At 62.3% G+C, this 23,786-nt stretch carries 20 protein-coding genes, 2 tRNA genes and 1 pseudogene; 16 read left to right on the top strand and 7 right to left on the bottom strand.

All coding sequences use genetic code 11. The annotated features are described in order from the left end of the window. The first annotated feature begins 8 nt into the window (after positions 1–8). A complete protein-coding gene (gene plsY, locus H156_RS0108345; protein WP_017365755.1) occupies positions 9–605 on the top strand; it encodes a glycerol-3-phosphate 1-O-acyltransferase PlsY in 597 nt (198 codons plus the stop codon). Here the strand turns inward: plsY and tsaD are convergent. Beyond that, positions 592–1,605, bottom strand: a complete 1,014-nt coding sequence (gene tsaD / locus H156_RS0108340; RefSeq protein WP_010962180.1) for a tRNA (adenosine(37)-N6)-threonylcarbamoyltransferase complex transferase subunit TsaD — start codon at positions 1,603–1,605, stop codon at positions 592–594. The two genes, plsY and tsaD, sit on opposite strands and share 14 nt — an antisense overlap. Before the next feature lie 110 nt (positions 1,606–1,715). Here tsaD and rpsU point away from each other — a divergent pair, with 110 nt between their 5' ends. From rpsU to H156_RS0108295, 9 genes and pseudogenes are all read left to right on the top strand, one after another. Continuing rightward, the gene (gene rpsU / locus H156_RS0108335; protein WP_010962181.1) at positions 1,716–1,949 is read left to right on the top strand and encodes a 30S ribosomal protein S21; all 234 of its coding nucleotides are present in this window, start codon (positions 1,716–1,718) and stop codon (positions 1,947–1,949) included. Positions 1,950–1,972: 23 nt separating this feature from the next. After that, positions 1,973–2,431, top strand: coding sequence for a GatB/YqeY domain-containing protein (locus H156_RS0108330; protein WP_017365756.1), 459 nt, complete (start codon positions 1,973–1,975; stop codon positions 2,429–2,431). A gap of 58 nt (positions 2,432–2,489) precedes the next feature. Next, positions 2,490–4,205 carry a DNA primase gene (gene dnaG, locus H156_RS0108325; RefSeq protein WP_017365757.1) on the top strand — a complete coding sequence of 572 codons (1,716 nt, stop codon included), beginning with the start codon at positions 2,490–2,492 and terminating at the stop codon, positions 4,203–4,205. 77 nt (positions 4,206–4,282) lie between these two features. After that, entirely contained in the window at positions 4,283–6,082 is a 1,800-nt protein-coding gene (gene rpoD / locus H156_RS0108320) for an RNA polymerase sigma factor RpoD (protein ID WP_017365758.1), read from the top strand. A 14-nt stretch (positions 6,083–6,096) separates the two neighbouring features. After that, positions 6,097–6,173, top strand: a tRNA-Ile gene (locus H156_RS0108315). Positions 6,174–6,804: 631 nt separating this feature from the next. Continuing rightward, positions 6,805–7,011, top strand: a complete 207-nt coding sequence (locus H156_RS0108310; protein WP_154656698.1) for a hypothetical protein — start codon at positions 6,805–6,807, stop codon at positions 7,009–7,011. Between the two features lie 955 nt (positions 7,012–7,966). Continuing rightward, positions 7,967–8,593, top strand: coding sequence for a rolling circle replication-associated protein (locus H156_RS15980; RefSeq protein WP_154656697.1), 627 nt, complete (start codon positions 7,967–7,969; stop codon positions 8,591–8,593). After that, a pseudogene (locus tag H156_RS17780) lies at positions 8,590–8,739 on the top strand (helix-turn-helix domain-containing protein); the annotation flags it as partial. The gene H156_RS15980 and the pseudogene H156_RS17780, both read left to right, overlap by 4 nt. Positions 8,740–8,807: 68 nt before the next feature. Then, positions 8,808–9,911, top strand: a complete 1,104-nt coding sequence (locus H156_RS0108295; protein WP_017365761.1) for a tyrosine-type recombinase/integrase — start codon at positions 8,808–8,810, stop codon at positions 9,909–9,911. Positions 9,912–9,925: 14 nt separating this feature from the next. Here H156_RS0108295 and H156_RS0108290 read toward each other — a convergent pair. The 3 genes from H156_RS0108290 to H156_RS0108280 form a co-directional block, all read right to left on the bottom strand. Next, positions 9,926–10,002 (bottom strand) — tRNA-Pro (locus H156_RS0108290). A gap of 21 nt (positions 10,003–10,023) precedes the next feature. Further along, positions 10,024–11,046, bottom strand: a complete 1,023-nt coding sequence (locus H156_RS0108285; RefSeq protein WP_010962185.1) for a polyprenyl synthetase family protein — start codon at positions 11,044–11,046, stop codon at positions 10,024–10,026. A gap of 126 nt (positions 11,047–11,172) precedes the next feature. Further along, complete coding sequence (locus H156_RS0108280; protein ID WP_036246297.1) at positions 11,173–12,345, bottom strand: aminotransferase-like domain-containing protein; 1,173 nt, start codon at positions 12,343–12,345, stop codon at positions 11,173–11,175. Between the two features lie 430 nt (positions 12,346–12,775). Between H156_RS0108280 and H156_RS0108275 the strand changes: the two genes are divergently transcribed. After that, positions 12,776–13,144 (top strand): hypothetical protein, encoded by a 369-nt coding sequence (locus H156_RS0108275; RefSeq protein ID WP_010962187.1) that lies wholly within the window; start codon positions 12,776–12,778, stop codon positions 13,142–13,144. Between the two features lie 100 nt (positions 13,145–13,244). On the opposite strand, the gene H156_RS0108270 is transcribed toward H156_RS0108275, so the two are convergent. Then, the gene (locus H156_RS0108270; protein WP_143708569.1) at positions 13,245–13,589 is read right to left on the bottom strand and encodes a hypothetical protein; all 345 of its coding nucleotides are present in this window, start codon (positions 13,587–13,589) and stop codon (positions 13,245–13,247) included. A 123-nt stretch (positions 13,590–13,712) separates the two neighbouring features. Here H156_RS0108270 and thiE point away from each other — a divergent pair, with 123 nt between their 5' ends. The 5 genes from thiE (at position 13,713) to H156_RS0108245 (ending at position 20,938) form a co-directional block, all read left to right on the top strand. Further along, positions 13,713–14,387 (top strand): thiamine phosphate synthase, encoded by a 675-nt coding sequence (thiE, locus tag H156_RS0108265; RefSeq protein ID WP_017365764.1) that lies wholly within the window; start codon positions 13,713–13,715, stop codon positions 14,385–14,387. 94 nt (positions 14,388–14,481) lie between these two features. Next, positions 14,482–17,169: a pyruvate dehydrogenase (acetyl-transferring), homodimeric type gene (gene aceE, locus H156_RS0108260; protein WP_017365765.1), complete on the top strand. Its 2,688-nt coding sequence runs from the start codon at positions 14,482–14,484 to the stop codon at positions 17,167–17,169. Positions 17,170–17,185: 16 nt separating this feature from the next. Then, complete coding sequence (aceF, locus tag H156_RS0108255) at positions 17,186–18,496, top strand: dihydrolipoyllysine-residue acetyltransferase (protein WP_017365766.1); 1,311 nt, start codon at positions 17,186–17,188, stop codon at positions 18,494–18,496. Positions 18,497–18,519: 23 nt separating this feature from the next. After that, positions 18,520–19,941 carry a dihydrolipoyl dehydrogenase gene (gene lpdA / locus H156_RS0108250; RefSeq protein ID WP_017365767.1) on the top strand — a complete coding sequence of 474 codons (1,422 nt, stop codon included), beginning with the start codon at positions 18,520–18,522 and terminating at the stop codon, positions 19,939–19,941. Positions 19,942–20,110: 169 nt separating this feature from the next. Further along, complete coding sequence (locus H156_RS0108245; RefSeq protein WP_017365768.1) at positions 20,111–20,938, top strand: class I SAM-dependent methyltransferase; 828 nt, start codon at positions 20,111–20,113, stop codon at positions 20,936–20,938. Between the two features lie 524 nt (positions 20,939–21,462). On the opposite strand, the gene H156_RS0108240 is transcribed toward H156_RS0108245, so the two are convergent. After that, positions 21,463–23,145, bottom strand: a complete 1,683-nt coding sequence (locus H156_RS0108240) for an FAD-dependent oxidoreductase (protein WP_017365769.1) — start codon at positions 23,143–23,145, stop codon at positions 21,463–21,465. Between the two features lie 109 nt (positions 23,146–23,254). After that, entirely contained in the window at positions 23,255–23,449 is a 195-nt protein-coding gene (locus H156_RS15970) for a hypothetical protein (RefSeq protein WP_036246269.1), read from the bottom strand. Between the last annotated feature and the right edge of the window lie 337 nt (positions 23,450–23,786).

Raw genomic sequence — 23,786 nt, 5'->3', positions numbered from 1 at the left:
GAGCGATCATGCCGGTCGAATGGCTACTGATTCCCTTTGCCTATCTGCTCGGCTCGGTTTCGAGCGCGGTCATCGTCAGCCGGACCCTGGGGCTGCCCGACCCGCGCCAGGAAGGCTCGAAGAACCCCGGCGCCACCAACGTGCTGCGACTGGGAGGCAAACGGGCCGCCATCCTGACCTTGCTGGGTGACGCATCCAAGGGGCTGATTCCCTTGCTCATCGCCAAGAGCATGGCGGTATCTCCGCCATTGTTCGCCGCGATCGGCTTCGCGGCATTCGTCGGGCATCTCTACCCGGTGTTTTTCCAGTTCAAGGGAGGGAAAGGCGTGGCAACCGCCCTGGGCGTACTGCTGGGCTTCGCCTGGCCAGTGGGCCTCATGGCGCTCCTGACCTGGATCGGCGTGGCCGCGCTGTTCCGCTTTTCGTCCCTGTCCGCACTGGCAGCGGCGGTCCTTGCTCCGGTCTACGTCTGGCTCTGGCTGGGCTCCGCCGAACTGGTGGTTGCAACCCTGTTCATGTCCACGCTGCTCGTTTACCGCCACAAGGGCAACATCGAACGGCTGCTCAAGGGCGAAGAAGCTCGGCTCGGCGCTAAACGGCTGTGAGCGTTTCCATCGCCCAGCGTGCCCTCGCCTCGATCGCCGACGGTTCGAACTGGCCGGCCCGAAGACGCCAGCAACCGGCGAAGGCGATCATCGCCCCATTGTCGGTGCAGAACTCCGGCCTTGGGAAGTAAACCCGGTAGCGCTCGCTTTCAGCCATCGCCTGAAGCCCCTTGCGCACCGCCTGATTGGCGCTCACGCCCCCTGCGACGACCAGGCGCCCCAACCCGGTTTCCCGCATCGCCCGGCGACACTTCAGCACCAACGTATCGACGATGGCCGCCTGGAATGCGCAGGCGATGTCCGCCTTGTCCTGCGGCGTCCCCGGCAGCGCGGCAAGCACGTTCAATGCGTGGGTCTTGAGTCCGCTGAAACTGAAATCGAGACCCGGCCTGTCCGTCATCGGACGGGGGAAATGGAACCGTTCGGCGCGCCCCTTCTCGGCGAGGCGGGCCAATGCCGGCCCACCGGGATAACCCAGCCCGAGAAGCTTTGCGGTTTTGTCGAAAGCCTCGCCGGCCGCATCGTCCAGCGATTCGCCCAGCACCTGGTAGACCCCGATGCCACGCACCTCGACCAACAGAGTGTGGCCGCCGGAAACCAGGAGTGCGACGAAGGGGAATTCGGGAGGCTCGGGTTCCAGCAGCGGCGCCAGCAGATGGCCTTCCATGTGATGGACAGCGATGGCAGGGACGCTCCAGGCCCAGGCGAGGCTGCGGGCCACGGCCGCCCCGACGAGGAGCGCTCCGATCAGGCCCGGTCCGGCCGTGTAGGCGATCCCGCCGATCGCGGTACGCCGGACGCCCCCTGCAGCCAACACTTCGCGGACCAGCGGGAGGAGCTTGCGCAGATGGTCGCGCGATGCGATTTCCGGCACCACGCCACCATACATCGCATGCTCGTCGACTTGACTGTAGAGCCGGTGCGCCAGCAGCCCCTTGCTCGAGTCATAAAGCGCGACGCCCGTTTCGTCGCAGGAAGTTTCGATGCCCAAGACCAACACGGCTCTTTTTGCGTTACCCGGCGGTCCGGGTATAATGCGCCATTTATTCAAGAGGCGGCCGGACTCCGGCCATTTTTCCAAGAATCCATTTGAACTGTTTGGGATGCTACATGCCGTCGATCAAGATCCGCGAGAACGAACCTTTTGAAATTGCCATCCGCCGCTTTAAGCGCGCCTGCGAAAAGGCCGGCGTCCTGTCGGAAGTGCGCCGCCGCGAATATTACGAAAAGCCCACCGAGGAACGCAAACGCAAGGCCGCCGCGGCCATCAAACGGCATCTGAAGAAACTCTCGCGCGAACGCTTCGCGCTGCAGAACCTGCGCAAGGGCCGTCCTCAGCAATAAACGGATCCATTCGGAACGCACACATGGCTGAGCAAGACGCGGGGCTGAAAGCACTCCTGCAGAGCGACATGAAAGCGGCACTCAAGTCAGGTGAGAAAGAACGCCTGGCGACGATCCGCCTGATCCTCGCCGCCGTCAAGCAAAAGGAGGTCGACGAGCGCATCTTGCTCGACGACGCGCAAATCGTCATGGTGCTCGACAAGATGGCGAAGCAGCGGCGCGAGTCCATCGCCCAGTACGAAGCCGCGGGACGCAACGATCTGGCTGCCGTCGAGCAGGCAGAACTCGCGATCATCCAGACATACCTCCCTCAGGCACTGAGCGAAGAAGAGGTCTCGGCCATACTGCAGGCGGCCATCGAGGAATCCGGCGCGAAGGGCATCGGCGACATGGGAAAGGTCATGGCCCTGGCCAAGCCGAAGCTGCAGGGGCGGACAGACATGTCCGCAGCCAGCGCGCGGGTCAAATCACTGTTGAGCTGAGTTCGCGTTTCCCCGCCGATGAGGCAAGGACGAGCCGGTGGGAACCCCTCTTTCCCCAATGGCCGGCCGACTCCCTCGCGAATTCATTGACGACCTCATAGCGCGCATCGATATCGTCGATCTCATCGACGCGCGCGTCCCCTTGAAGAAGTCGGGCTCCAGCTTCCTGGCCCGATGCCCCTTCCATTCGGAAAAGACGCCCAGTTTTTCCGTCAGCCGGGAAAAGCAGTTCTACCATTGTTTCGGCTGCGGCGCCCATGGCAATGCCATCAGCTTTCTGATGGATTACGAACACCAGAGCTTCCCGGAAGCCCTGGAAACCCTGGCCACGCTGGCGGGGATCGATCTGCCGAAAGCCATGGCCACCCCAGGGGCGAATCCTTCCGCTTCGCTCCAACCAGTCTACGACATTCTGGAGCGGGCGGCAGGCTTCTATATCCAGCAGCTCCGCGACCATCCCGACGCCGAACAGGCCAAAATCTATCTGCGCAAGCGCGGCCTGACCGGTGAAATCGCTCGCCGCTACCGGCTCGGATACGCCCCGCCGGGCTGGAACAGCCTGCCGGCGGACTGGCCCAGAACGCTTCTGATCCAGAGCGGTCTGGTCATCGAGAAAGGCCGCTCCTGCTACGATCGATTCCGCCATCGGATCATGTTTCCCATTCGGGACCGGCGCGGCCGCGTCATTGGCTTCGGCGGCCGCACCCTGGGCGATGACACGCCGAAATATTTGAACTCGCCGGAAACGGAGGTGTTCAGAAAAGGCAAGGAACTGTACGGTCTGCACGAGCTGCTGGAATCGACCCCCCGCCCCCGGCGGATCCTCGTGGTCGAAGGCTACCTGGACGTCATCGCCCTGGCTCAGCACGGGATCAACGACGCCGTCGCGACGCTCGGCACTTCCACGTCCGCCGAGCATGTGCACTTGTTGTTCCGTTTCACCAGGGAAATCGTTTTCTGTTTCGATGGCGACGCCGCCGGCCATAAGGCAGCCTGGCGGGCGCTGGAAGCCAGCCTTCCGCTGCTGCAGGAAGGACGCGAAATACGCTTCATACACCTGCCGGCAGGCGAAGACCCGGATTCACTGATCCGCAAGGAAGGGCGCGAGGCATTCGAGCGTCGTATTGGCCAGGCCTCACCGTTCTCCGATTACCTGTTTCGAACGCTGCAAACAGACCTGGATCTACGCAGCATCGAAGGACGCGCGACGCTGCAGAAACAGGCCCGGGAACTTCTGGACCGCCTCCCGGTCGGAGCATTCAGGACATTGATGGAACAACGGCTGAGCGAACTCACCGGTGTGGTGACCCAGGCGCCCGCCTCGAAATCCCTCGAAAACCGGCTGGGCCATCCTTCCGGGCAGGTGCGCCCCCCGTCCGCGTGGCGGAATGTGGTCACCCTCCTATTACACCGCCCTCAGCTCGCGAAACTCATCTCACCGGAAATCAGGGCCCGGCTCATCGGAAACCCCCGCGCCGGCCCCCTCATCGCACGCATCCTGGAATACACCGATCTGCGAGACACACCGACGGCGGGCATGCTGTTCGAACATCTGCGGGAAACACCGGAAGGCGAACTGGCCAGAAACCTCTTGAAACCGGGGTTGCTCACGCCGGAAGAAGGAATGGAGAGGGAATTCGTCGATGCCTTGGACCGGGTGCGCGCACTGCTTCGGGACGAGCGGCTGAGCCAATTGATCGACAAGTCGAAGGTCGCCCAACTCACTGATAGTGAACGGGAAGAGCTGCGGAAACTGACAGGAGGAAAATCTTGAAACTCGACTAACGCCACCCCATCTTCTACAATGAAAAGTTCTTCAGTACCACCCACCCCTCCAGCGCGAGTTCGTTAATGACGCCAGAACAGCAGCAGCACCAGCTTAAGGAACTTATTGCTAAGGGCAAGATGCAGGGCTACCTCACCTTTTCCGAGGTCAACGATCATCTCCCCAGCGACATCGTCGATCCCGAGCAGATGGAAGACATCATCTGCATGATCAACGACATGGGAATCGAAGTCCACGAGGATGTCCCCGACAACGAAGACCTGATCCAGGACACGGCGGTGGTGGCCGAATCCGACGAGGATGAAGCCGCGGAAGTCGCAGCGGCGCTCGCTTCGTCGGTCGATACCGAACTTGGGCGCACCACCGATCCCGTGCGGATGTACATGCGCGAAATGGGGACCGTGGAGCTGCTGACCCGCGAAGGCGAGCTGAGCATCGCCAAGCGCATCGAAGAGGGGCTCAACATCGCCGCCAACGAACTGGTACGGTTCCCGGCAGCCATGGAACACTTCCTCAAAGCCTTCGAGACCGTCGACAACGGCGAACTCAGACTCTCCGATCTGATCTCCGATTTCTTCGATCCCGCCGCGGCAGACACGGTGGCAACCGAAGACGACGCCGAAGCGGAAATCATCGATGAAGGCGATACCGGCCCCGACCCTGAGCTGGTAAAAGAAAAATTGGCGGCTTTCCGCAAGCTGCACAAGGCGGCCGTCACCGCCCACCACAAGTACGGCTACGGCCACGAGAAGACGCAGAAGTCGTTCGATGCCCTGGCCACGGCCTTCATGGAATTCAAGAAGACCCCGCAGTTCTTCAAGGAACTGACCGATACGCTGCGCGACACCGTGGCGAAAATCCGCGAGCAGGAACGCGCGCTCACGGACATCTGCGTGACCAAAGGGAAAATGCCCAAGACGGAGTTCATAGAGTCGTTCAGCGGCAGTGAAACCGACGAGGGATGGCTCGACCGGGTATGCGATCCGGCGAAACCCTATGCGGCTGCGATCAAGGCCCATGCGGAGGAAATTCGCCGGATTCAGGCCAAACTGGCTCAAATCGAGAAGGAGAACCGGCTCGACATCGCGCTCATCAAAGACATTCATCGCCGAGTGTCCGCGGGAGAGAACCAGGCACGCCTGGCCAAACGCGAAATGATCGAAGCGAACCTTCGTCTCGTCATCTCCATCGCCAAGAAATACACCAACCGGGGACTGCAGTTCCTGGACCTGATCCAGGAGGGCAACATCGGCCTGATGAAGGCGGTGGACAAGTTCGAGTATCGGCGGGGCTACAAGTTTTCGACTTACGCAACCTGGTGGATCCGCCAGGCCATCACACGGTCCATCGCCGACCAGGCGCGCACGATCCGTATTCCGGTACACATGATCGAGACGATCAACAAACTCAACCGCATTTCGCGGCAAATGCTGCAGGAAATGGGGCGCGAGCCGACGCCGGATGAGCTCGCCGCACGCATGGACATGCCGGAAGACAAGGTGCGCAAGGTGATGAAGATCGCCAAGGAACCCATTTCCATGGAGACCCCCATCGGCGACGACGACGATTCGCACCTAGGGGACTTCATCGAGGACTCCCGCGTCCTGTCACCGGTCGAGCATGCCACCGTGGCCAGCCTGCGCGAAACCACCCAACAGGTGCTTGCCGGACTGACCGCCCGGGAGGCGAAGGTACTCCGGATGCGTTTTGGCATCGACATGAACACCGACCACACGCTGGAAGAGGTCGGAAAGCAGTTTGACGTGACGCGTGAACGCATCCGCCAGATCGAAGCCAAAGCCCTGCGCAAATTGCGCCACCCGTCACGGTCCGAACAGTTGCGCAGCTTTCTGGACATCGAATGACGGACATCGAGTTTGGGCCCTTAGCTCAGTCGGTTAGAGCGAGCGACTCATAATCGCCAGGTCGTAGGTTCAAGTCCTACAGGGCCCACCATTCTTTCTCATTACATCGATGGATAGGGGCATTTTCAGGGCTTCGTGTCGCAACCCGCCCGGTGGTCCATCAACCGGGCACAGCGACGTGTGCCACGATGCCCGAAAATCGCAGTCCCACGACCCGCTTTCGCGACGACGACCGTCACAAAGGCTGCGTTCTTGATCGGCGCCATCCTTGCACCGACGGTACGCTTCGACGGATGCAAGGCCCTTGGCTCTTGTAGCAATGGGAAGGAAAATGGACCGCAGGCCAGCATTACGGCTGGCGAATCACGAAAACCAAAATCGCGGAAAACCGGGCGGATCGAGACAGACCCGTTACCGACGCGACGCCACAAGGGTACTGGATGGGAGCCTGATCCCAGGCATTGGTTTCACGCTGCCGCAACAGCTAGTGAAACCGAACGGCAACGCAATGATTCGAAGGTAAATTCTGGTCGGGGTGAGAGGATTCGAACCTCCGGCCACTGCCTCCCGAAACCCAGTCCTGCAATTCCTCTGTAATTAAATCATTCACTTAGGCGCATATTGCCCGCGCAATTGTGCCCTGAGGTGACAGTTTCGGCTGTGCTGTGCCTTGATGTGGGCACAATTTGGGCACATTCGCTGGATGCATGAGGAAGGCTGATATGCAGGTGAATCTGAAAGAGCACACACTTGAACAAGTGCAAGAATTGCTTCCGGTCAGAATGACAGGCCGGGATTTAGATTTTGTCGTGGACTGGCTTGTTTGGGTTGGGTGGAGCATGGTTAAGGTATCCATGGAAAAGCACCCTGGTATGACGCTGGGTCATCTGATAGCTTTGACCCTGGATGATAAAGGATGCACCCATTAACCTTCTTAACCGGTTGCAATAAGGGGCGGACAAGGGGTGCTGTACAAAATGAGGTACGACATTCATCGTTTTTGGACGTTGGGGAACCTTGAAGCAAGCGAGGACGTAGGACGAGCGCGCCAAGCGAGGTTACGTAGCGTTCGGGATTTATTCGTTTACGGGAGTCCGCCGGTACATGTGCTTTGCCGACCGTGCGCAGTTGTCCACAAATCCACGGCCCGCAGCCCGGCGCGGGGCTGCGTAAGCATTGCCCCGAGCGCCGGGGGCCGAGCGTAGCGAGGTCGGCGGTGGAGCTTGTGGGCAACTGCTGATCTGCGCTAGACTTTTTTCCGCCTTTTGGCAATCTCATTGCTCTTTTTTACCTCCGATCACGATTAACTACGCTCAAAGTAGGCAAGATGACGCGCTGTGAACAGTGCGGGGCTTGCCGGCGTCCTACGGGTGGCTCCCGTAGCTGAGACAAGGCCTCATCATACAATCGACTCCGCTGCGGGAATTCGCCAAGCTCCAGGGAGCGTGATCGGCAAACCCTAACAAGGTGTGCCGATGATCGACAAATTCATTTCCTGTCGGCCTACCTGCCAATGTGTGCAGGTGGGTCATGTCCAATAGCTGTCAATTCCTTGATCCCTCCTCGGGTCGAACTTCTTCAGCGCAGAACGGAACCCGCCTTGCGTCTAGCGTGCTCGCGGAAAGGCCCGGCAGTGCGCCGACGCGGACCGCGCGCGGGTGCGCGGTCGAGGGGGCGCGGGCCGAACCTGACTTGCATTTGCCCAACCGAGCCCCGGAACGTGTTGCGTCCTCTCTGTTTGAAGCTCGGGGACCTGCTGAGCAACCTCCAGGTGTAACTGGCAGCGCCGAAGGCGCTGCGGGGCTTGTCCTTTCTTCAACAAGTGACACGCGGATGCAGCTCGACCCTAAACAGGGTCGGCTGAATCGGATGAAACGCGGTGTCATGACTGCCGCCCGGCTCCACCAGGAAGAAGCGGAGCAAGGCGGTTTTCGGATTTCCGCTTGGTTTGTGACGCTGACCTATCGGGATGAGGTCGAGTGGGAGCCCGGTCATGTTTCCGAGTGCCTGAAACGGGTACGCCAATGGTGTGAACGCCGGGGCGTCCGTTTCCGCTATGTCTGGGTGTCTGAAGTTCAGGAAGAACGCCGTGCTTGGTACGGCGGGCACTGTCTCCACTATCACCTGATGGTGTTCCTGCCCAAACGCCTCGCCTTGCCCAAGTTCGACAAACAGGGCTGGTGGAAGCATGGCATGACCCAAACCGCGCGGCTCAAGGCTCGGGGCGTCGCCTACATCGCCAAGTACGCCAGCAAGGGCGGCAAAGCTGAGTTCCCCAAGCGGGTCCGGATTCATGGCTGCGGTGGTTTACTACATGCTGCCCGCAATGAGCGGACGTGGTGGCTTTGCCCTGCCTATGTGCGCGAACACTATCCTTCGCCCGGCCTGAAGCCGCGGCGTTGTCCCGGTGGGGGCTGGGTGTCCAAGCTCACCGGCGAATGGATACCCTCCCAATTCCGCATCGTGTCGTTCTGGCCCTTGATCGTTGACCGGCTGGAGGGGGTCACATGACCCTGTTGTGGTCCTTCGATGAGACCGCCCGGCAATTGGGGGCCGTCTCGATCCGAACGGTGCGGCGGCTGGTTGAGCGCGGCGAATTGCCAACCGTCCGTGTCGGTCGGCGCTGCCTGATACCCTCTCATGCCGTCCGGGCCTACGTGGAACAACAAACCGAACTCGCGCATAATCTGCCTTGCGCGGGCGATGTGCGAGGAGGTCAACGCACATGGCGAAACGAACGGACCGCGACGGTCTACGAAAACGGAAAGGCTCACCGTACTGGTGGGCGAGCTACACCGACGCAAGCGGCACGAGAACTCGCCGCAGTACTGGCACAGCCGACTTCAAGGAAGCCGAAGCGCTGTTAGCCAAGTGGAAGCTGGAAGTCTACAAGGAAAAACAGTGGGACGAGAAACCGTCTCACACGTTCGATGAACTGATGCTGGAATACCTGCGCGAGCATGAGAACAAGCGCAGCATCGACCGTGACCGGAGCAGCTTGAAGCGCCTGTATCCATTTTTCACGGAAAAGGCGTTGGATACGCTGACCGGCCTGGATGTCCGCGAGTATGTAAAGCGGCGTCAGGGCGACGGGGTCAAGCCCGCCACGATCAATCGGGAAATCGGCTTGTTGAGTGCGGCCTTGAATTGGGCGCGGCGCGAACTGGAATGGGACGTTCCGAATCCAGTGGAAGGCCGCAAGCAGAAGGAGCCGGAAGGGCGTTCGCGCTGGTTGACCAAAGCGGAAGCCGAGGCGTTGTTACATGCCGCCGAGCAAGTGGCGCGGGCCCCCCATCTGCTGGACTTCATCCGCTTGGCGCTCAACACCGGCATGAGACGCGGGGAAATGCTCGAGCTGGAATGGAGCCGGGTCGATCTCCATCGGAGCTTGGTCTACCTGGAGGGCCAACACCAGAAAAACGGAAAGGCCGGTAGCGTGCCCTTGAATGGGGAAGCGCGGGCCGCACTGATCCGGCGGGCGAGTTTTCGGGCGCAATACTGCCCGGATAGCCCTTGGGTCTTCTGTGACAAGGAGGGACAACGGATCGCCAGCGTTAAGACGAGTTTTGCGGCGGCGGTTCAAAAAGCGGGTTTACAGGATGTACATCCGCACGATCTGCGGCGGACCTGCGGAAGCTGGCTGGTGCAGGCCGGTCGACCGATCCATGAGGTGTCGGCCCTACTGCGCCACAGCGATATTCGCGTTACGGATCGGGTCTATGCTCACTTGGCTCCGGAGAACCTTCGGGCCGCCGTACAGGCCTTAGAAGGCAACACGGCACAATCTGGGCACACCGACCGACGCGAGAAGGTGGGGAATGCGAGATAAGGGTTTGATTTCATTGGTCGGGGTGAGAGGATTCGAACCTCCGGCCACTGCCTCCCGAAAGCAGTGCTCTACCAGGCTGAGCTACACCCCGAAATCCGGCTGGACAGATTTTTCAATAGCCGCGATCGACCGCGAACCGTGCAAGAGCGATCAAGGCATCCTTGTAACCACTCTCGGGAAGATGGGTAACCTGCTCAATGGCTTTGTTCGCAGCATCCCTGGCACGCCGCTCAGTATACGAGATTGCGTCGGTCGACTCAATCACTGCGTACACTTTTTTGAAGTGTTCCCGCTCGCCGTGCTCTATCGCTTGCCGCAAGAGCTCGGCCTCCGCGCCGGAGGACTGGGACAGCGCATAGATCAATGGCAGTGTCGGCTTGCCTTCGGCGAGGTCGTCACCGAGGTTCTTGCCCCACTCTTCGGGATCGGCCTTGTAGTCCAACACGTCGTCCTTGAGCTGGAAGGCGATTCCGAGATATGTCCCGTAATTTTTCAGGGATTCTTCGACTGCGTGCGACGAGCCGGCGAGCACCGCGGCAAGCTGGGCGGCAGCGCTGAACAATATCGCCGTCTTGCGAGAGATGACGTCCAGGTAGCGCCCCTCGTCGGTCGCCGGATTGTTGCAATTGAGCAGCTGCAGCACCTCGCCCTCGGCGATGGCCGTGGTGGTGCGGGACAGGATGTCCATCACTCGCATATCCTGGACCCGCACCATCAGCTCGAATGAACGCGAGTACAGATAATCCCCTACCAACACGCTCGCGGAATTACCCCAGAGCGCATTGGCAGAGTCCTGCCCCCGGCGCAGCGCGGATTCATCGACGACGTCATCGTGCAGCAGCGTCGCGGTGTGGATGAACTCGATGACCGCTGCCAGGGTGATATGGTGGTCGCCCGGATAACCCAATGCCTTGGCCGAAAGCAGATGGAGCATGGGGCGCAGGCGTTTGCCGCCGCTGCCGACGATGTATTGCCCGATCTGATTGATGAGTACCACATCGGAATGCAGCTCGCGCAAGATCAGGCTATCGACCGCAGCCGCCTCGCCGTCGACGAGACGGCGGATACCGGCGAAAACCTCGCGGGAATCGCGAAGATCGGCGGCCCCTGGATCGGAGATAGCGTGATTATTCATCGAGTTGTTATGAGCGCGCCCGCCAACAAAAAAACCCATCCATGTTAGATACTCATAGCGCGTGTGTCAAGGTGACCGCGCATGCGACGTTCTGGGTCCAAACCGCCCAGAGTCGTCGACTGCACTTCAACCGGCGGCAGGAGCGGCGCATTCGCTCAGCACCTCCGACAGGAGGCCGATGCCCCTCTCGATCTTTTCCGGCGTAGCATGACTGAAGTTCAACCGCAAAGCCGGATAGCGCTGATCCGCGACCGGGAAGAACGGTTCTCCCGGCATGAATGCCACATCGCGGCCCAATGCCACCTTGAGTGCAGCCAGAGTGTCGATGTTCCCTACCAGCCGCAACCAGAAAAACAGTCCACCGGCCGGTGCCGACCATTCCGCCAGGCCGCTGAAATGCCGCTCCAGGGCAGCCTGCATCGTATCCCGCCGCCCGGCATAGACGCCGTTCATGTGCGCCAGATGCTTCCCGAAATCGCCGGAAGAGAGGAAGCGCGCCAGCCAGGCCTGACCGGTGCGGCCGGTGTGGAGGTCGCTCGATTGCTTGAGGCGGACGAGCCACGGGAACAGACCGGGAGACGATGCGAGGTAGCCGACGCGCAGTCCCGGCGCCGTTATTTTGGAAAAGCTGCCCAGATAGACCCAGGGCGCCCTTTCGAGATAAGCGCAGACCGGCGTCCGGTCGCATGACGTATAGACCAAATCCCGGTAGGGGTCGTCCTCCACCAAAGGGGTACCGGTCTCATCGAGCACCGCCGCGACGGCGCGGCGTGCCGCATCGCTGTAACAGCATCCCGACGGGTTCTGGAAGCTGGGGATGAGATACACGAAAGCGGGTCTGTGGCGGTCGATGGCCGCTTTCAGTGCTTCCGGATCGATGCCCCCGACCTGCAAGGGCAGGCCGTGAAACTCCGCGCCATAGACCCGGAAACATTGGAGCGCAGCGAGGTACGTCGGCGATTCCAGCAACACCGGCGTTCCTTCGTCGATGAAAAGCTTGCCGACCAGGTCGATACCCTGCTGGGAGCCCGTCGTCACCAGGACCTGCTCGGTCTGACAGCGAAGCCCGAGGCCCGAGAGTCCTCGGGCAATCAAATCCCGCAACACCGGCTCGCCTTCACTGGGACCGTACTGGCGGGAGTCTGCGGCACAGGCGCCGAAATCCAGTTCCGGCATCATCTCTTCCGCCGGCAAGCCGCCGGCGAAAGAGATGACCCCGGGCCGCTGAGTGATCTGCAGGATGTCTCGGATGAGGGAACTGGTAAGGCGTTCGGTTCGGCGGGAAAGTCGAGGTGTCATGAAAATCCGGTGTGGTTGCTCGAGCCGGTTCGGCTGGATGGTTTTGAAAAAATTCGAGGCGGGTTCGCCCAAGGCCCGGCCGAGAGCGGAAGCCGTCGGCCCATCAGCGTTCGCAAGCTTCCGACTATACAACATCGTGGCTTGCAGCACGGGAACAAACGCGCCTGCGGCGCCCCTTTGCGACAGGCAAGACGGGGGACGGGGGGAATTTTGCGACGACCCGCGCTCCAAACGTGGTCTTGGTCGCGGAATTTGGTTAGTATTACGACCCGATTACGGAAGGCGGGGCCGTCAGGTGTCGACTTCCGTTAGCGCCGCGTTGTAGCCGGGCTGGTACCGGTGGGTCGACGGGCAGAGGGATACGACAGCAGTCACTCGGCTCCAGACTCCACACAACGATAACTACGATACCCGAGGAGACTCAGTCGATATGAAAACTCAGAACGTCCTGTCCAAGTTCGCCGCTTTGATGGTCGCCGGCTCGCTGAGCTTCGGCGCTTTCGCCGCAGAAGACGCCGCTGGCGTGAAGAAAGCCACCGAAGAGGCGCTCAAGGCGTCCCAGGAGGCGCTGGAACAGGCCAAGAGCGGCCAGAAGGATGCCGCCATCGCCAGTGCAAAGCTCTACCGTCAGAAGGCGAAGGAAATCACCGGCGCCGGTGCGGGCATGTCCCTGCAGAAGGCCATGGGAGCCGCCAAGGAAGCCGCGACGGAACTCGAAGCCGGCAACAATGCCGCCGCCATCGAGAAGCTGACCGACGTCGTGAACCGCATGACGGCCATCAACAACGAGACGAAGTAATCTCGTTGCATTTGGTCGGCGGCCATGCCCGCCGGCAAGGGAAGGCGGAGCGAGAGCGCTCCGCCTTTTTTCATGCTGCTCACCGGCTGTCACCGCCGTTTTACGGCTCGTGCCGCACGCCGGGCAGATATTGCGGCGTGCTGGGTTCCTGATGGGCTTCCAGATAGGCACGGAAACCAGCGAATACCGGCCAGGTGACCGCCTCCATGCCGCTCGCGGTCAGCAGGCCGATGCCGGCGACGGCGCGCTCCACCCCCGTTGGGCGGGTTTTCATATGGAAGTCCCGCTGCAGGATCTCCTCGTCGTCGGTCATCAAGGCATAAGTCAGACGGGCATTGTGAAACGCCATGGGCTGGACCGACGAGTCCGGCGTCACCGGCCCCGTACCGCAGGCGGTCAGACAGGAAATCAGCGCCGCTACCGCCGGTATTGAAGGTTTTTCCACGATCGTCGTCGGCACAAGGATGGGTAACGTTCGAAAGCCTATCATGAATGCCGTGTCAACGAGCAGATGCCTACGGGATTTCAACGGTCGAGAATACCGGGACGCCACTGACGACCCACTCGAATGAAAAACTCGATGTACCTGCCCTTTCCCTCGAAAGGCCTTTATGCGATCACCCCCGACCGGCTGCAGGGCGATGCGCTGCTTGCCGCCGCGGAGTCCGCCATCCTCGGAGGCGCCGCGGTGGTGCAATACCGACCCAAGTCGGGACCGGCGAGCAATCGCCTGACCGACGGAATCCGGCTGCAGGAACTCTGTCGCACCGCCGGGATCCCCCTGATCGTCAACGACAGCCCCCGGCTGGCAGCGGAGATCGGCGCGGACGGGGTCCATCTGGGCAAGAACGACGGTTCGGTGGCCGCCGCACGTCACGTCCTCGGCGACCGGGCGATCGTCGGCATTTCCTGTTACGACTCGCTGGAAAGGGCACTCCGAGCGGAAGCCGAGGGCGCGAATTATGTGGCCTTCGGCGCGCTTTTCCCGTCCGCCACCAAACCCTGCGCGTCGCGCGCACGGCTGGAAACGCTGCGGGAGGCGGGAGCCCGTCTGCAGATCCCCATCGTAGCCATCGGCGGCATAGATACCACCAACGCCGGTCAGGTCATCGGTGCCGGAGCGGACCTGGTGGCGGCCGTCGAGGCCGTGTTCGGTGCCGCGGATGTCGCACGTGCGGCCCGTGAACTGTGCAGCCTTTTTCACGCTCCGCGGAAACGGCGGCCGCACTGCGACGACGCCTGAGTCGTCCGTTCTACACGATCCCATTGTCCTAGGGTTAGAACGGCGGCATCATATTCGGTTAACGCTTTAATCAACCGAAGGGCCGAGTACCGCCATGATCGCAAGCAATCCCTCCCTCAACTCCCAGTCCGCGGCCAACACGGATACCGATCCGGAGGAAACCAGGGAGTGGCTGGACGCGCTTGCGGCCGTCATCGAAACAGAAGGCGTCGAGCGCGCGCATTTCCTGATCGAAAAGCTCGTCGACAAGGCGCGCCGCTCCGGCGCGAATCTGCCTTACAAGGCCAACACGGCGTACATCAACACCATTCCGCCTCATGCGGAGGCTCGCAGTCCCGGTGACGCCGGCATCGAGCACCGTATCCGCTGCTATCTGCGTTGGAACGCCATGGCGATGGTGGTGCGGGCAAACCAGAAATCCACCGAGTACGGCGGACACATTTCCAGCTTCGCTTCCTCGGCCACGCTCTACGACGTCGGTTTCAACCATTTCTTCCACGCTCCCGACCGGGACCATGGCGGCGACCTGGTGTTTTTCCAGGGCCATTCGGCGCCCGGCATCTATGCCAGGGCATTTCTGGAAGGACGGCTGACCGAGGAGCATCTGGACCGGTTCCGCGCCGAAGTGGGCGGCGGGGGGCTGTCATCCTATCCGCACCCCTGGCTGATGCCGGATTTCTGGCAGTTCCCGACCGTCTCCATGGGCCTCGGCCCGCTCATGGCGATTTACCAGGCGCGGTTCATGAAATACCTGGCCGACCGCAAGATCCTCCTGAATACCGAAGGCCGCAAGGTCTGGTGCTTCTGCGGGGACGGCGAGATGGATGAGCCGGAATCGATGGGCGCCATCGGCCTTGCCGGCCGGGAAAAACTGGACAACCTGATCTTCGTGGTCAACTGCAACCTGCAGCGCCTGGACGGACCGGTGCGCGGCGACGGCAAGATCATCCAAGACCTGGAGGCCGAATTCCGCGGCGCCGGCTGGAACGTCATCAAAGTGATCTGGGGCTCCCACTGGGATGCGCTGCTGGCGCGCGATACCAAGGGTCTCCTGCGGCAGCGGATGGAAGAGGTGGTGGACGGCGAGTACCAGACGTACAAGGCCAAAGACGGCGCCTATGTCCGCAAGCATTTCTTCGGCAAGTATCCCGAACTGCTGGAAATGGTCGCCAACATGTCCGACGAGGACATCTGGCATCTGAACCGGGGCGGTCACGACCCGCACAAGGTGTATGCCGCCTACGCGGCCGCGGTGGCGCACAAGGGACAGCCGACGGTGATCCTGGCCAAGACCATCAAGGGCTATGGCATGGGCCGGGCCGGTGAAGGCCAGATGATCGCCCATCAGCAGAAGAAGCTGGACGCCGAGGCGCTCAAGGCCTTCCGCGACCGTTTCAACATTCCGATCCCGGACGACAAGGTGCATGAGGCGCCGTACTATAAACCGGCCGAAGACAGCCCCGAGATGATCTATCTGCAGGAGCGCCGCAAGGCCTTGGGCGGTTACCTGCCGCAACGGCGGAAGGAGGCACCCCACCTCCAGATACCCGAGCTGAGCATCTTCGAGACGATGCTGAAAAGCTCGGAGGACCGAGAAATGTCCACCACCATGGTGTTCGTCCGCCTGCTGTCGTCCCTGCTGCGGGACAAGGCGCTGGGCCGCTACGTGGTGCCGATCGTGCCTGACGAGGCCCGCACCTTCGGCATGGAGGGCCTGTTCCGGCAATACGGCATCTATTCCTCCGTCGGCCAGCTCTACGAACCGCAGGACGCCGACACCGTGATGTTCTACCGGGAGGACAAATCCGGCCAGATCCTGGAGGAAGGCATCTGCGAAGCCGGCGCGATGTGCGACTGGATCGCCGCCGGTACGGCGTTCAGCAACCACAATGTGCAGATGATCCCGTTCTACATCTACTATTCGATGTTCGGCTTCCAGCGCGTCGGTGACCTGATGTGGGCGGCGGGCGACATGCAGGCACGCGGCTTCCTCATGGGCGGCACCGCCGGACGGACCACGCTGGCCGGCGAAGGTCTGCAGCACCAGGACGGCCACAGCCACCTGATCATGGGCGCCATCCCCAACTGCATCACCTATGATCCGACCTTCGCCTACGAGCTGGCGATCATCGTCCACGACGGTCTGCGCCGGATGTATCAGGAAGGCGAAAACGTCTTCTACTACATCACGGTGATGAACGAGAACTACACCCATCCGGCCCTGCCGGAAGGGGCTGAGGAAGGCATCATCAAAGGTTTGTACAAGTTCCGTGATGCCGGCAAGGACGAGGCAGTGCAGCTCCTCGGCAGCGGGACCATTCTGCGCGAAGTCATCAAGGCCGCGGAGTTGCTGGAAGCCGATTACGGCATCAAGGCCGGCATCTGGAGCGCCACCAGCTTCAACCAGTTGCGCCGCGATGGCCTCGAGGTTTCGCGCTGGAACCTGCTGCATCCGGAACAGCCGCGGAAGACCAGCTACGTTGAACGATGCCTGGCCCCCACCGCCGGCCCCGTCGTCGCCGCCACGGACTACGTCAAGGCCTATCCGGACCTGATCCGGGAGTTCGTACCCCGACGCTACACCGTGCTGGGTACGGACGGCTTCGGCCGCAGCGACCGTCGGTCGGCGCTGCGCCGGTTCTTCGAGGTGGACAGCCACTACATCGCGTTCGCGGCCTTGAAGTCACTGGCCGATGAAGGCGGCATCGAGAAAACCAAGGTGTCCGAGGCGATGACCCGCTGGAACATCGATCCGGACAAGGCCAACCCCATCGGGTGCTGAGGAGGACAAGAACAACATGGCCCAAGAACAAACCGTCGTCGTCCCCGATATCGGCGACTTCAAGGACGTCGAGATCATCGAGGTACTGGTCAAGCCTGGCGACAAGGTCGCGGCGAACGACTCGCTGATCACCCTGGAGAGCGACAAGGCGGCGATGGAGATTCCTTCGCCCTATTCCGGCACCGTCACCGAACTGCATGTGCGGGTCGGCAGCAAAGTCAGCATGGGGACGCCCATTCTGCAGCTGCGGGAGGACGAGGGCACGGACGCCTCTGGGGCGGCTTCCGCCCCGGTAGAACCGGCGCCGGCCGAGCCTGTTTCCCCGCCACCGGCCGCAGCCGCCCCGGCTGCGGGCGACACCCAGGCAGTCCCTGCGTCGGCGCCCACACCTCCTGCGCCGATGCCGGTCGCCGAGGAAGGCTCGGGACCGGCCCACGCCAGCCCCGCCGTACGTCGCTTCGCCCGCGAACTCGGCGTGGACGTGGCGAAAGTCCGCGGCACCGGCCCGAAAGGCCGCATCCTGAAAACGGACGTCCAGTCTTTCGTGAAACAAGCCGTCGCGACAGCAGAACGAACGGGCGGCGGCGGTTTCGCCGCGCCGGCGATGCCAGAGATCGATTTCGCCCAGTTCGGCCCGATCGAACGCCAGCCGCTGTCGCGAATCCAGAAGCTCTCTTCCGCCAACCTCCACCGCACCTGGCTCACCGTCCCCCACGTCACCCAGCATGACGAGGCCGACATCACCGAGCTGGAAGCCTTCCGAAATGCGCTCAAGGCCGAATCCGCCAAGCGCGGCGTCAAACTGACCCTCCTGCCATTCATCATCAAGGCTGCGGTCGCTGCGCTGAAGGACTTCCCGCGCTTCAACGCGTCAGTCGCTCCCAATGGCGAGGAGCTGATCCTGAAGCGCTACTACCACGTGGGTTTTGCGGTGGACACGCCAGATGGCCTGGTGGTGCCGGTGATCCGCGACGCCGACACCAAAGGTATCTGGGACATCGCCGCCGAACTCGCCGCCATCGGCGACAAAGCCCGCGGCAAGAAGCTGCGCACCGCCGATCTGCAGGGCGGCACCTTCACCGTCTCCAGCCTGGGAGGCATCGGCGGTATCGCCTTCACCCCGATCATCAACGCCCCCGAGGTCGCCATCCTGGGTGTCTCCAAGGCGCAGTTGCGACCGGTATTCCAAGACGGCCAGTTCGTCCCGCGGCTGATGCTGCCCTTGTCGCTGTCCTACGATCACCGGGTGATCGACGGCGCCGACGGCGTCCGCTTCGTCACCCATGTCAGCAGCCTGCTCGCCGACATGCGGCGGGTCCTGCTCTAACCAACCGAGGAAGGATATCCCCGATGGCTGAACCCAAGACGATACACGCCGATGTCCTGGTGCTGGGCGGTGGGCCTGGCGGCTACACCGCGGCTTTCCGCGCGGCGGATCTGGGCAGGCAGGTGGTCCTGGTCGAACGCTACCCGACCCTGGGGGGCGTCTGTCTCAATGTGGGCTGCATCCCCTCCAAGGCTTTGCTGCACGTCGCCCAGATCATTCACGAGGCACGGGAAGCCGGCGAGTTCGGCCTCCGGTTCGGCGCGCCCGAGATCGATCTGGACCAGATCCGCGGCTTCAAGGACAAGGTGGTCAAGACTTTGACCGGAGGGCTCGAGACCCTCGCCAAGCAGCGCAAGGTGACCGTGGTCCAGGGCACCGGCCGCTTCACCGGCGAGCACGGCATGCAGGTGGAAACGACCGACGGGCCGGTCACGGTCGGCTTCGACCATGCCATCATCGCCGCGGGCTCCCGGGCGGTGAAGATTCCAGACTTCCCTCACGACGATCCGCGCCTGATGGATTCGACCGACGCCCTGGCGCTGCAGGAAGTCCCCAAGCGCCTCCTGATCGTCGGCGGCGGCATCATCGGCCTGGAAATGGCCACGGTGTATCACGCCCTGGGTGCCGGTATCACCGTGGTGGAACTGATGGACCAGCTGATCCCGGGCTGCGATGCCGATCTGGTGCGCCCGCTGCACCAGCACATCAAGAAGCAGTACGAGAACATCTATCTCAAGACCCGCGTCAGCCGGATCGAACCCGAAGCCGCCGGCCTCAAGGTGTTCTTCGAAGGGGAGGGCGCGCCCGAGTCCGACCTGTTCGACCGCGTGCTGGTCGCGGTGGGGCGCGCCCCGAATGGCGCCCTGATCGGGGCGGAAAATGCCGGTATCCACGTCGATGCCAAAGGCTTCATCCCCGTCGACGAGCGCCAGCGCACCAACGTCCCTCATATCTACGCCATCGGCGACATCGTCGGCAACCCCATGCTGGCCCACAAGGCCACCCACGAGGCCAAGGTCGCCGCCGAAGTCATCGCCGGCAAACCGTCCGCCTTCCAGGCATTGACCATCCCATCGGTGGCCTATACCGATCCGGAAGTGGCCTGGATGGGTGTCACCGAAGCCCAGGCCAAAGCCCAGGGCATCGAATACGAAAAAGCCGTGTTCCCGTGGGCCGCGAGCGGTCGCGCCCTGGGCATCGGCCGCAAGGAGGGCGCCACCAAGCTGCTCTGCGACAAGACCACCAAACGGGTGATTGGTGCCGGCATCGTCGGCCCCCATGCCGGCGAGCTCATCGCCGAAGCCGTGCTGGCCATGGAAATGGGCGCCGATGCGGAAGACATCGGCCTCACCGTCCATGCCCACCCGACCTTGTCGGAAACCTTCGCCTTCGCCGCGGAAATGATCGAAGGCACGATCACCGATCTCTATATCCGCAAGCGCTGAAAAAGCGCAGACCGCCGGAGTCGCGGCGTAAAGGCGCGGTGAAGGAAGACTGCGGCCTGTCGAAATCCAAGAACGCCGAGTTCGATGAATAAATCAACAATACCCCGTTTTTCGCGGTACCTGGGAAGGTCAAGCCGGTTGGCGTTCCCTTCCGACAAGAGGAGCCACCATGCATAGGCAGGACCTGGAAGCGGCCAGGGCGCGCGCTGCCGCTGCGTACAATGCCGCCGCCGACCTGTTCGACCATCCCGCCAACACATTCTGGGACCGATTCGGGCAGGCGACCATCGACAGACTGAATCTCCGGCCAGGACAAACCGTGCTCGACGTCTGCTGCGGGAGCGGCGCTTCTGCGCTCCCGGCTGCGGCAGCCGTTGGGGCGAAGGGGCGGGTGATAGGCGTCGATCTGGCGGAAAACCTCCTGGAACTTGCGCGGACCAAGGCCAGGCAGCGCGGCCTCGCCCAGGCCGAATTCCAGCTGGGGGATATGATGTCCCTCGCATTCCCGGCCGAGGTCTTCGACGCGGTGGTGTGCGTATTCGGCATCTTCTTCGCGCCGGACATGCCTGGCGCGGTCAAGGAACTCTGGCGGCGGGTACGGCCGGGCGGAAAGCTCGCCCTCACGACCTGGGGGCCGAACTTCTTCGAACCAGCCAATTCGGTGTTCTGGAAAGCCATCCGGATCGAGGCGCCCGAGCTCCATAAGTCCTTCAACCCCTGGGACAGAATCAGTGACCCGGCGTCGTTGGCGGCGATGCTGAGAGAGGGGGGGATCGAAACCTACCAGATTGCGGAAGAAGCCGGAATCCATCCCATCGCTTCGCCCGGGGACTGGTGGATCACCTTGCTGGGCTCGGGCTACCGCGGCACCATCGATCAACTGGATGCCGAGAGCCTTGCCAGAGTGAGGGAAGCCAATCTCCGCTTTATCGCCGAATCCCGCCTGAACGGGATCGAGGCGAACGTCATCTATGTCGTTGCCGAAAAACCGGCCTGATGAGGACATTCATGTCGCTGGGCTATTCTGCGCGCATGTCGGCAGGGTATCCGGCCTCGTTGCCCTTGGAAGAACAGCCTCTTACCAAGTCACGAGCCTGGCGCACATGGCCGTTTAGGCCGAAAACCCGTCGGTTCGCCGATTCTCGGCGCGGGTCTTTGTTCGGCGATTGCGGCCATTCGACCTCGACTTCCCATTCGGGCTCGAGGAAAGAGTCCAGCGCAATGGAATCCGGGGTAACGTCCCATCCAAAACTTTGGCTCTTGCGGACCCGTAAAATCAATGCGCCGGGCACGTCTCTCGGCCGATTTTGGCGGCGTCGGGGGTTCTCAAAACCTAAAAAAGGACGGGACGTTATCCCGGTGACACCGATCTCGAGGAAGATCGCCGACCTGTCCAACAGTCGGGACCATCCCGGTGGCGAGGGACACTCCGGGCTTTTCCATTGACATGTTCGCCTCTGCCCATTCGGGAACTTCAGCAGCCCCGTTTTCCATCGCTTAGCTCCCGCTCGACAAACGAGATCAGTCACGGGCGCGCATCCAGGCCCGGTAGGTTTGCATGCCGCCGGACAGTACTTTCACGTTGAAACCCGCCCGATACAGCAGGCGATAGGCATAGTAGGCGCGTTGTCCCACGCCGCAGACCAGCCAGATTTCCCGGTCCCGAGGCAATTCGAAGAGCCGGTCGCGCAAGGTTTCGAGCGGGAGGTTCCGGGCATGGGGAATGTGGTCAGCGGCAAACTCGGCCTCGCTGCGGACGTCCACCAGGAGGGCCGTGGTTTCTGTCAATGCCTCCCAAGCGGCGAGCGACAGATCTCCCCGTAGATGATTGGCCGCGATCATGCCGGCCAGGTTGACCGGATCCTTGGCGGCGCCGAACTGGGGCGCGTAGCAAAGTTCCAAATCCTCCAAATCGAATACGGTCGCCCCCTGCATCATGGCCGTGGCGATGACATCGATGCGCCGCGCCACATCGAGCTCGCCGACCGCCTGGGCGCCCAGGATCCGGCCGTCCGTTCTGGAGAACAGCAGTTTGATGTGGATCGGCTTGGCACCCGGAAAATAACTCGCATGATGACCGGGATGCAGGTAGACCTTGTCGTAATCCATACCGGCCCGCCGCAGCACTTTCTCGTTCGCGCCGGTACAGGCGATGGTGAGACCGAACACTTCGCACACCGCGGTTCCGAGCACGCCCTCGAACTTCAGGGGAGGCGGCGTACCGTCGCTGCATTCGAAATGGTGGAGAATGGCGGTGGCCGCGACCCGCCCCTGCCGGTTGGCGGGCCCCGCCAGCGGGACGAGTTGCCATTCCCCGGTCACCCGGTTTTTCACTTCGACCACGTCGCCCACGGCCCAGATGGCGGCATCGCTGGTGCGCATGTATTCATCGACGCGAATGCCGCCGAAGGCGCCCAGCTCCAGGCCGGCTGCGGCCGCGAGCCCCGATTCCGGGCGCACGCCGATCCCCAGGATGACCAGATCGGCAGCGATGGTTCCACCCTTCGAGGTGCGCAGGTTCAAACCATGCTCCGGGTGCTTATCGAAGGCCTCGACGCCTTCGCCCAGTCTCAGGCTGACCCCATGGGTTTTCAGCCTCTCGGCGGCATACGTGGCCATTTCCGGATCGAGCGGCGGCAACACCTGGTCGGCGAGCTCCAGAAGCGTGACTTCAAGTCCCAAACCGACCAGGTTCTCGGCCATTTCCAGGCCGATGAATCCTCCGCCCACCAGCACCACCCGCTTCGCATGGGCCACCGCCGCCTTGATCCCGCGGCTGTCCGGGATGGTGCGCAGCACATGGATCCCGGGCAGGTCGATCCCCGGCAGGGGCGGACGGACCGGCTGGGCGCCGGTCGCCAGGACGAGCGCGTCATAGGGCTCCGTTCGCACCGCGCCCGTTCTGAGATCGCGGACTTCGATCCGTCTGGCATGCCGATCCAGGCCGATGACCTCGGTTTCGGTGTGCACCTCGATGTTGAAACGGCGCGCGAACAGATCGGGACTCGCCACCAGCAGATTGGCCTCTGACGGGATGACGTCGCCGACGAAATAAGGCAGGCCGCAATTGGCGAACGAGACATGCGGTCCCCGTTCGAACACGACGATCTCGCAGGTTTCGCAAAGCCGGCGTGCCCGAGCCGCGCAGGTGGCGCCACCGGCCACGCCGCCGACGATGAGGATGCGTTTTGGAACGGAATTCATGGGCTTTGATGTCCTGAGTTGGATTCAGTGGGGGCACCGTGCGGCCCTAGGTCACGGCTCGCGGCGGCGGGTCGATGATACTGCCAGTCATCGAACAGGAAACCTAGGTCTAGCCCGAGCCGGTCATTCCCGGTCCCATGACGGTCACCAGCGCAGCGGATATCTGTACCAGGGTATGCATGACATGGCGAGACAGCAGGCTGGCGGACACGCCAAAGCCCGGCAGGGACAACAGCGTTCCTGGATAGAAGACGCCACACCTCCCTGGGATTGCCGGTAGCGGCAGCCAGGATGGGATGTACATGTGCGGTTTTTCGTCTTCCAAGTGGTGGGGTTCATGCCACCTGTTTTTTTCCGATTCCGGGCTGCGAGCCCGTCCCGCATGAACCGCTCTCGCGGTTCGTAACCCAGCGTCGAGTGCAGGCGCTTCCGGTCGTAAAACGCCATCGCCTTCATGGCTGCGTGGATCCCTTGAACCCGGCATGCCTGGTGTCTGGAACGGCGTCGGCATCGGCGTGTCCGTCTACGTCAGAACCCAGTTCGACAAAGCGGACGAGCTGGCTGACGGCGGCCGCAAGGGCACGGTCGGCTTCGCGCTGACCTCGCTGCAGCGCCGGCTCGCCTCCAGCCCCGAGGCCATC

Source organism: Methylococcus capsulatus str. Texas = ATCC 19069 (genome assembly GCF_000424685.1).
Classification (GTDB): domain Bacteria; phylum Pseudomonadota; class Gammaproteobacteria; order Methylococcales; family Methylococcaceae; genus Methylococcus; species Methylococcus capsulatus.
This window is presented reverse-complemented; position numbering and strand designations above follow the sequence as displayed.

Coding starts and splice junctions, on each gene's coding strand:
- plsY (WP_017365755.1), top strand. CDS start 9: ATGCCGGTCGAATGGCTACTGATTCCCTTTGCCTATCTGCTCGGCTCG.
- rpsU (WP_010962181.1), top strand. CDS start 1,716: ATGCCGTCGATCAAGATCCGCGAGAACGAACCTTTTGAAATTGCCATC.
- H156_RS0108330 (WP_017365756.1), top strand. CDS start 1,973: ATGGCTGAGCAAGACGCGGGGCTGAAAGCACTCCTGCAGAGCGACATG.
- dnaG (WP_017365757.1), top strand. CDS start 2,490: ATGGCCGGCCGACTCCCTCGCGAATTCATTGACGACCTCATAGCGCGC.
- rpoD (WP_017365758.1), top strand. CDS start 4,283: ATGACGCCAGAACAGCAGCAGCACCAGCTTAAGGAACTTATTGCTAAG.
- H156_RS0108310 (WP_154656698.1), top strand. CDS start 6,805: ATGCAGGTGAATCTGAAAGAGCACACACTTGAACAAGTGCAAGAATTG.
- H156_RS15980 (WP_154656697.1), top strand. CDS start 7,967: ATGACTGCCGCCCGGCTCCACCAGGAAGAAGCGGAGCAAGGCGGTTTT.
- H156_RS0108295 (WP_017365761.1), top strand. CDS start 8,808: ATGGCGAAACGAACGGACCGCGACGGTCTACGAAAACGGAAAGGCTCA.
- H156_RS0108285 (WP_010962185.1), bottom strand. CDS start 11,046: ATGAATAATCACGCTATCTCCGATCCAGGGGCCGCCGATCTTCGCGAT.
- H156_RS0108280 (WP_036246297.1), bottom strand. CDS start 12,345: ATGACACCTCGACTTTCCCGCCGAACCGAACGCCTTACCAGTTCCCTC.
- H156_RS0108275 (WP_010962187.1), top strand. CDS start 12,776: ATGAAAACTCAGAACGTCCTGTCCAAGTTCGCCGCTTTGATGGTCGCC.
- thiE (WP_017365764.1), top strand. CDS start 13,713: ATGAAAAACTCGATGTACCTGCCCTTTCCCTCGAAAGGCCTTTATGCG.
- aceE (WP_017365765.1), top strand. CDS start 14,482: ATGATCGCAAGCAATCCCTCCCTCAACTCCCAGTCCGCGGCCAACACG.
- aceF (WP_017365766.1), top strand. CDS start 17,186: ATGGCCCAAGAACAAACCGTCGTCGTCCCCGATATCGGCGACTTCAAG.
- lpdA (WP_017365767.1), top strand. CDS start 18,520: ATGGCTGAACCCAAGACGATACACGCCGATGTCCTGGTGCTGGGCGGT.
- H156_RS0108245 (WP_017365768.1), top strand. CDS start 20,111: ATGCATAGGCAGGACCTGGAAGCGGCCAGGGCGCGCGCTGCCGCTGCG.
- H156_RS0108240 (WP_017365769.1), bottom strand. CDS start 23,145: ATGAATTCCGTTCCAAAACGCATCCTCATCGTCGGCGGCGTGGCCGGT.
- H156_RS15970 (WP_036246269.1), bottom strand. CDS start 23,449: ATGTACATCCCATCCTGGCTGCCGCTACCGGCAATCCCAGGGAGGTGT.